The following is a 649-nucleotide window of genomic DNA, read 5'->3' on the forward strand; positions in this document are numbered from 1 at the left end:
GGGAGACCGGGATCTGCCAGGAGGCCGTCACATACCAGCGCCCCCGTGCCGTGTCGTAGTGGATGCGGTAGGCGACCGCCCGGTTCGTCTCCACCCGGTGCGCCCACTCGGGCCCGCGGTGCGGGAAGCGGACCCGGCAGGCCAGCACGTACCGGCCGTGCGGGGCGTTGGCCAACTCCATCAGCGGGGCCGGGAGTTTGATGCTGACCTCGCCGTCCGGGCTGATACGGAGGGTCTCGTTGCCGTACCGCTTCCCGGATTCGCCGTCGGCCTGCAGAAACCAGCGCGACGCTTCCCACCGCTTCCGCCAGTCGGCCTCGGTGAGCTGCGCGGCAGACAGCTGGTGCCGGGTGCGGGCCAGCCGTTTGCCGCCGCGTACGACGTGCACGGTCCCGGCCTCGCGGTCGGCCCGCTCGCGCTCCAGCCGGTCCTCCAGCACGTGCAGGCGGCGGGTCTTGGCGTGCCACTCCCGCCAGCTGCGGTAGCCGCCCAGAGCGTGCTTCGAGCCCTTGGCGCCGACCGGCAGCGCCAGCCGGTGCGCGATCGTCCCGATCCCCGCCTCAAGAGACCGGAGGTGGGCGAGCTGGCCACGCCGGGCGAGCGCCCACTGATCATGCGTGGCCTTGGTGATCGAACCCGCCCACCGGGA

The 649-nt window shown here is 72.9% G+C and carries 1 pseudogene; it reads right to left on the reverse strand.

Going from position 1 to position 649, the window contains the following annotated elements:
- Positions 1–649 (reverse strand): annotated as a pseudogene (locus IG08_RS0153295) (IS200/IS605 family accessory protein TnpB-related protein); the annotation flags it as partial.

This window comes from Streptomyces fulvoviolaceus, from assembly GCF_000718165.1.
GTDB lineage: Bacteria > Actinomycetota > Actinomycetes > Streptomycetales > Streptomycetaceae > Streptomyces > Streptomyces fulvoviolaceus.